Here is an 8,964-nt window from a genome sequence, read left to right as displayed (position 1 = left end):
TGACAGCGTGGGGGTTGTCGATGGTAGCGGCAACCCGCTGCCGAACCGTGGCACCGTCAGCATCGTCGGCAACCAGTTGCAGTTTGATCCGGGCAGTGACTTTGATTACCTGGCCAATGGCGAGAGCACCACGGTGATCGTGCGCTATGAAATGTCCGATAACGAGGGGGCCACGTCAGAATCAACGGCCACCATTACGGTCACCGGCACCAACGACACGCCGGTAGCCAGCGGCTATGGTTTCAGCGGCCACAAGACAGAGACCCTGCTCGTTGATGTGCTGAGTAACAACACCGACCTGGATCACAATGATATCCCGGCCAACTTCAGCCTCGACACTGTTGAGATTGTCGATGATTTTGGCAATGCCGTGTCCGGCATGGGCACCGTCAGCATCCACAATAATCAGTTGCAGTTTGTCCCTGGCAGTGATTTTAATCACCTGACCGACGGCCAGATCGCCAAGGTCAGGGTACGTTACGTGATGTCTGATGATGAAGGGGCAACGGCAACCGGTAGTGTTCAGTTGTCAGTACATGGAAGTAGTGAGGGTGCCGTTGAATTGGTTGCGGTTATTGACGAGGCGACTGGCCACGAGAATGAAATCCTGACCATCGACGTACTGGCTAATGACGGAACGGCAGATAACACCGGTAGCACGGAAAACTACAGTCTCGACCTGGTTCAGATTATCGGTAGTGATGGTAATCCGCTGACTGGCATGGGCAGCGTCAGTGTTGACAGCAACAACCAGTTGTTGTTCGACCCCGGCAGTGACTTTGATTACCTGGCCAGTGGTGAGAGCACCACGGTCACCGTGCGTTATGTGATGTCCGATGAAAACGATATCAGCGCTGAATCAACGGTCACCATCACGGTCACCGGCACCAACGATGCGCCCGTGGCTAATGCTGACCCGGAGGATAACTCTGCAGCGTACAGTTTCAATGATGGCGTGACCGCAGGATTAACGATAGAGAACGGTTCTGTTAATGATCTGTTTGGCGGTGACGGTGATTCCCTGCGCTTCACCGGTTCAGGTACCCGATCAGTGACAACGGAGGCCATGGATACGAGCGCTGGCGGTACGATTTCCTTTAATCTCATTTATGGCAATAGCAGTAATGGTGGAGAGAGCGTCGACGCTAACGACCATGTGGTACTGGAGTATTCGACAGATGGAGGGAGTACCTGGCAGATTCATAATGAGTATACAGAGTTGTCTGATTTTCACCAATGGAACAGGGTTGAAGAAACACTGACAGGCGACCTTCAACAGCCAAGTATTCAATTTCAATTGCGGCAATCTAATCATGCTAATAATGCATATGATGAGTGGGCCATTGATGATTTAGCCATCACCCTGTCCAACCCATACACCACCGGCGAGAATACGATTCTCACGATCAATGATCTGCTGGATAACGACACGGATGTCGATCACAACGATAACCCGGCCAATTTCAGTCTCACGAATGTGAGTGTTGTCGATGCTGACGGTAATACAGTAACGAACCAGGGTGTCACCAGCATTGTCAGTAACCAGCTGCAGTTTAATCCGGTCAGTCATTTTGATTACCTGTTGCCGGGTGAATCTGCCACGGTAACCGTACGTTATGAGATGGCTGATGATGAGGGGGCCACATCCGAATCAATGGTCACCCTTGTCGTCACCGGCACCCACGACACGCCGGTGGCGAGGCCTGATTTCGCCACGGGGCATGAGCACGAAACCCTGGTTATCGACGTACTGGCCGACGATACGGATGCGGATCACGACGATGACTCATCCAACTTCAGTCTCGACGATGTTGAGATTGTCGATGCTGACGGCAACACACTGACCGGCAATGGCGTTGCCAGCATCGACAGCAGCAACCGGCTGGTATTCACGCCGGGCAGTGACTTTGATTACCTGGGCAGTGGCGAGACCGCCACGGTGACTGTGCGCTATGTGATGTCCGATGACGAAGGGCACACGTCCGAATCAACGGTCACCATCACGGTTACCGGTACCAACGACACGCCGGTGGCGACACCCGATAACGCCACCACTGCAAATGAGCACCAAAACCTGGTTATTGACGTGCTGGCTGACGACACCGACCTGGATGACAGCGATGATCCGTCCAACTTCAGTCTCGACGACGTTGAGATTGTCGATGGTGACGGCAATCCACTGACCGGCCAGGGCGTCGCCAGCATCGACAGCAACAACCGGCTGGTGTTCGAGCCGGGCAGTGACTTTGATGATCTGGGCAGTGGCGAGACAGCCACGGTGACTGTGCGCTATGTGATGTCCGATGACGAGGGGGCCACCGCGACCTCAATGGTCACCATCACGGTCACCGGCACCAACGACACGCCGGTGGCGACGGCCAATACCGCCACGGGCCATGAAAACGAAATCCTGACCATTGACGTACTGGCCGACGACACCGACCTGGATGACAGTGATGATCCGTCCAACTTCAGTCTCGACGATGTTGAGATTGTCGATGGTGACGGCAATCCACTGACCGGCCATGGCGTCGCCAGCATCGACAGCAGCAACCGGCTGGTGTTCACGCCGGGCAGTGACTTTGATTACCTGGCCGACGGCGAGACCGCCACGGTGACTGTGCGCTATCAGATGTCCGATGACGAGGGAGCCACGTCAGAATCAACGGCGACCATCACGGTCACCGGCACCAACGACATGCCGGTGGCGACGGCCAATACCGCCACGGGCCATGAAAACGAAACCCTGACCATTGACGTACTGTCCGATGACACGGACGCGGACCACAACGATACTCCGGCCAACTTCAGTCTTGATAATGTTGAGATTGTCGATGGTGACGGCAATCCGCTGACCGGCCATGGCGTCGCCAGTATCGACAGCAACAACCGGCTGGTGTTCGAGCCGGGCAGTGATTTTGATTACCTGGATGACGGCGAGACCGCCACGGTGACTGTGCGCTATGTGATGTCCGATGACGAGGGGGCCGCCGGAACCTCAACAGTCACCATCACGGTTACCGGCACCAACGACGGGCCGGTGGCAGGGAGCTCTGCAGGCAATACCCTCACGGAGGAGAGCATTAATGTCGGTGATGTGGTGGCAACTTTCCAGGCCACGGATGGTGATGGCGACACCCTCAGCTACAGTCTGACCGGTGGTAATGATGACGGCTATTTTGACATCAACAGCGCGACCGGCGAGGTGACACTGACCCAGGCCGGTGTCGATGCCATCAACAGTGATGAGGGGACGGATCTGACCTCATTCGTCCTGACTGCCACGGCCAGCGACGGGAACCTGTCAACACAGGCGATGACGTCAGTGGTCACTGTCACACGGGTGGACGAGAATGCCCCGGAGATCAGCGACCTGCCGGTGGCAGCCAGTGTCACTGAGGGCGGGGGCGCAGTCGCTGTAAGCAGTGCTTCAGCGACCCACTGGGCCAACAATAACAGAGTCCCTGCCAGGGCTATTGACGGAAATGATGCTGAAGCAAGCTACTGGTCATATGCTGCCAGCGTCGTGAGTGAAGAGCCGCAATTTACCCTGATGCTTGATGGTAGCCAGACCGTCAACGAGGTGGTCATTGATTTTTATGTGATTGGCAATGACACCCCTTATGGGTCCGATCAGGTAACAGTGGCCTACCGGGACAGTGAGGGTAACTGGGTCGATTGTCACACGCACGACACCGCCGGTGAAATCAATACCCTGACATTCCCGCCGGTGACCACGGACCAGATCCGGTTGACCTTTATTGGTAATGATATTTCCCCCAATGGCAATGTGGCCGTTAACGAGATCACCCCCAGGAACACCGGTGCGACAGCCGGGGTACTGACGGTCAGTGATTTGGACGATGACAGCGTGGTCAGCTTCACCCCGATAACGGATCAGGCCGGTACCTATGGCACCCTGAACCTGGATGCCGACGGGCAGTGGAGTTACGTACTGGATGATCAGTCACTGGCCAGCGGGCAAGTGGAGACAGAAAGCTTCACGGTGACCGCGACAGATGACAGTGGCAATACCACCACGGAAACGCTGACCATCGCCGTTACCGGTACCAATGACGCGCCTGTCGCCCAGAGCAGGACGGTGACAATCGGTGAAGATGGTAGCCATACTTTCACGGCGGCAGAGTTTAACTTCAATGATGTGGATACCGGAGATACCCTGCAGTCGATCACCATTACCCGTCTGCCGTCAAACGGCGACCTGACGTTGAACGGCTCACCAGTGGACGAAGACACGGTGATCAATGTGGCTGACATTGATCACCTGGTGTTTACGCCTGCGGCCGATGCCAGCGGCGCCGGATATGCCGACCTGGAATTCACCGTTAATGACGGGGTCGCTGACAGTGAAGCGACAACGATTTTCTTTAATGTGAACGCCATCAATGACGCGCCCACCGCCCAGGACAGTACGCTGACTATCAACGAAGATGGCAGCCATACTTTCACGGCGGCAGACTTTAACTTCAGTGATGTGGATACCGGCGACACCCTGCAGTCGGTCACCATTACCCGCCTGCCAGCGGCGGGCAGCCTGACCCTGGAAGGGTTAGCGGTGACGGCCAACCAGGTGATCTCTGCGGCAGAGATCAGTGATCTGGTGTTCACGCCCGCCGCCAATGCCAATGGCACCGGTTATGCTGATCTGACGTTTACCGTCAGTGACGGCAGCGTCAGCAGTACAGAGCAAACGCTGACCTTTGATGTGACGGCTGTTAACGATGCGGCGGTGGTGACCACAACCTTGAATAATCCCAAGTCTCCCGATCTGGACACTGAACTGATCACCAATGGCAATTTTAGTGATGGAGAGACAGGTTGGACGACCAGCGGGCCGGCGGCCGTCAGTGCTGGCGGGTTGATGTGGCTGAATATGGGGGATGAAGCCCCGACAGGCTCTGTAGAACAGGCTATTCAGACCTCCGCCGGTGTCATCTATGAACTGAAAGGCGCTTATCGCAGCAACGCCGACGGGGTGCAGGAATCGGTTCGGGTGGATGTCCTGGATGCTACCACTAATGAAGTGCTGCTCAGCCAGACCATCAGTACCGATGTTTCGTGGAATCGCTGGTTCACCTTTGAATTCACTGCCCAGAACCACGGTGATACGGTGGTTCGCTTTACCGATATCAGTGCCACAGGCATAAGTGCCAATGTTGCTGTCGACTCTATCTCTGTGGTTGCCCAAAGCGCCGACAACAGTGAGATTGATAGCGCCACCCATCCGCTGCTCACAGGGGTTGAAGGGGAGCCGGTAGCCATTGACCTGAGCGTCTCAGTGACTGATGTAGACGACAGTTCTGCACCAATAATCACCCTGACCAATATTCCCTCCGGCTATGTGTTGACAGATACCAGTGACCCAACCAATAAAACCGCCACCAGTACGGGGGCTGCGATTGATGTATCTGGTTGGGATCTCTCCGTTTTGGAGCTGACAGCCCCGGCTGATGCAGACGACAGTTTTACTCTGGTAGTCAATGTGCAGCCGGTAGAACAGCAGGGAAGCACCCCGGTGGCTCAGTATGATATCGATGTGGTGATCAAGCCCCTGAACAGTGCGCCCGGGGCGGCAGACAATACCCTGACCATGACTGAAGATGGTTCCCATACCTTCAGCGCCGCAGAGTTTGGTTTCTCAGACGTTGATGGCGACACCCTGCAGTCGGTGACCATTACCAGCCTGCCTGCAGCCGGTAGTCTTACTCTTGGTGGTGTGACTGTATCGTTGAATCAGTCCATTGCCGCCGGGGATATTGGCAACCTGCTCTTCACGCCGGAACCGGACGCCAACGGCAGGGATTACGACAGCCTGCGGTTCCGGGTCAGTGACGGTAACCTGGAAAGTGACGAAAAAGTCATCAATTTTCATGTTGCCAATGAAGTGGCCGGAATGGAGCTAAGCGACAATCTCCAGGGTACTGCAGTCGTTGATTTACTTGATGGCGGTGAGGGTAATGATACCTTGCTGGGAATGGACGGGGATGACTTCCTGATCGGTGGTGCCGGCTCTGATACCCTGACCGGCGGGACGGGCTCAGACAGTTTTGTATGGATTGCCGGTCACGAAGGCACATCGGCCGGGGTTGCCATTGATACCATCATGGATTTTGACGCCTCTGCCGGAGGTGACACGATTGACCTCAGTCAGCTGCTCTCCGGTGAGACGGAAACGACGCTGGACCAATACCTGACAGTCAGCGTCAATGGCGGCAACACCGAAATCGATATTAAACCAGACGGGGCCAGCGGCGATGTGACCCAGAAAATTATTCTGGAGGGCGTTGACCTGTCGGGACTGGGGGATAATACGGCTATTTTGAATACGCTGCTGCAGAACGGAAACCTGCAGATTGACGGTTGAGTGATTCAGGGATGAATCGTGATGATTACATGCCATTGACAGGGAGGTTTTATGGCAGACCAGGATAATCAGCAAGCGGGCCCGGAGCCGGAAAAGGCGCCGATGCCAGAAGGTGCATCGACAGAGGGGACTCAGGTACCGGCTGAAGAAGCACAGGTATCGCAGGGGTATTCTGAAGAGGGAACGTCTGAAACGTTATCGGCCGAACAGGCGGTTGTAGCAGACGATGATCAGGAGGAGACTGGCGAGTCGGCTGACGGTGACAGCGCCAATGAGCCTGTTATCGTGGTGGACGGCGTGACCTATGACCGGTTCGGTAATCCACAGGCGGACGGTGAGTCCGGGAATCCTCCTGGGCAGGAAGACGTTGAAGAGACTGACAGCGGCCAGGCTGATTATACGGTTCCCTCCCAGACCCCTTGGGAATCTTCTACACGACAAAAGACGTCTTCAGGCGAATCGGATAATCCTGTCGATCCTGAAGATGTTGACGACACTGACAGCGGTCAGGCCGATTATACGGTTATCTCCCAGACCGTTGAGGAATCTGCTACACGTCCACAGTCGTTTTCTGATGAGTCTGATAACCCTTTCATGCCGGAAGATGCCCAGGAAACCGACAGCGGTCAGACCGATTATACGGTTATCTCCCAGACCGTTGATGGAACGCCTGCACGCCAGCAGTCGTTTTCAGATGAGTCGGATAACCCTTTCATGCCGGAAGATGCCCAGGAAACCGACAGCAGCCAGTTTGATTACACGGTCATCTCCCAGAGTATTGATGGAACTTCTACACGCCAGCAGTCGCCAGCCAGTGAGCGTTCTTCCGGCTACAACGAACAGGGTGGCTTGAATATCGATGAAGAGAAGCTGGATACCTCTGTCACGGTAAGCAGAACCAGTTCCAGTGTTTTGACCATTGATTCCTCAGAAAGTGGGCAACCCGTCGACACTTCTCCGGGTACCAGGAATAAAAAGGAACAGGCGTCGTCAGACGAACCGGTATTCTCAACCGTGATGCGCGTCAATGAGATTCCGGTTGCCCAGGCGGATCGTGGTACCGGGGAAGAGAATACGTCATTTGTCGTAGACGTACTGGCCAATGATAAAGATGCCAATACGGATGACGGCCCGGCCAACTTCAGCCTCGACACCGTGACGATTGTGCGTGTTGAGGGTATGGCCGATACGGGAACGGGGCAGGTCAGCATAGTCAATAATCAGCTGGCGTTTGTTCCGGGCAGGGATTTTGAGGCGCTGGCGGCAGGGGAAGACGCGACGGTTGTTGTGCGTTACACGATGTCTGACCGTTTTGGCGCCGCGTCTGAATCGACGGTGACGCTGACGATAACGGGAAGCAATGATGCGCCGTTTGTCAGTCGGGCGGTGACATCGGAGAGTGGGGATGCCGATAACCGCTATACCCTGGATCTGCTGACCCATGCCGGTGACCTTGACGCCAGCGATACACTGTCTGTCCAGGCGGACAGTGTCCGGCTGGTCAGTGGTGATGGCAGTGGTATCCATGTCAGCGGCAACCAGATGACGGTTGACCCTTCCGCTTATGCTTACCTGGACAATCAGGAACAGATGGTTATCCGTTACCGGTTTACGATTGCGGATAACCATGGCAGTACGGTTGAGCAGCTTGTCACGGTTACCGTGACGGGCACCAATGATATTCCGGTTGCGCAGGCGGATGTGGGCAGTGGCCTGGAAAATGAGACGTTGCTGCTGGATGTTCTGGTCAATGATTCCGATTCTGACGGGGATGATAGCTATGACACCCTGAACCTGGACAGTGCCGTCATAGTAGATGGTAATGGAGAGCCGTTAAGCGGCCAAGGCAGTGTGGTTGTCACAGACAGGCAGATAGCATTCACGCCGGGAACGGATTTTGATTACCTGGCGAGTGGTGAAACGGCCACGGTGACCGTGCGGTACGGGATTTCAGACCGGGAGGGCGCTACAGCCACGGCCGATGTGACGATTACCGTGACCGGTACCAACGATGCGCCGGTGGCGACAGCCAATACCGCCACGGGCCATGAGAATGAAACCCTGACCATTGACGTACTGGCCGACGACACGGATCTGGATCACAACGACAACCCCGCCAACTTCAGCCTGGATAGTGTGGAGATCGTTGATGGAGACGGGAATCCCGTCACGGGTCAGGGCACGGTCAGCATCGCCAACAACCAGCTGCAGTTTGTGCCGGGTACAGACTTCGACAGTCTGGCCAGTGGCGAAAGTGCGACAGTGGTCGTTCGATATGTGATGTCCGATGACGAAGGGGCTACCTCTGAGTCAACGGCCACCATCACGGTGACCGGCACTAACGATGCACCGGTGGCGACAGCCAACACCGCCACAGGCCATGAGAATGAAACCCTGACCATTGACGTACTGGCCGACGACACGGACGCGGATCACAACGATAATCCGGCCAATTTCACTCTCGACAGCGTGCAGATTGTCGATGGTGACGGCAATCCATTAAGCGGCCAGGGCACGGTCAGCATCGTCAACAACCAGCTCCAGTTTGTTCCGGGCACGGATTTCGACAGCCTTGCCAG

Annotated in this window: 2 protein-coding genes; both read left to right on the top strand. The window is 55.6% G+C overall.

All coding sequences use genetic code 11. The features are described from left to right. The first annotated feature begins 7 nt into the window (after window positions 1–7). On the top strand, window positions 8–6,385 hold the full coding sequence (locus tag AC27K1_RS21415; protein ID WP_487152829.1) for an Ig-like domain-containing protein: 6,378 nt from the start codon (window positions 8–10) through the stop codon (window positions 6,383–6,385). Window positions 6,386–6,436: 51 nt separating this feature from the next. Further along, a partial coding sequence (locus AC27K1_RS21410) for an Ig-like domain-containing protein (protein ID WP_487152828.1) occupies window positions 6,437–8,964 on the top strand: 2,528 nt, incomplete at its 3' end.

This window comes from Kistimonas ophiarachnellae (assembly GCF_057552235.1).
This window is presented reverse-complemented; position numbering and strand designations above follow the sequence as displayed.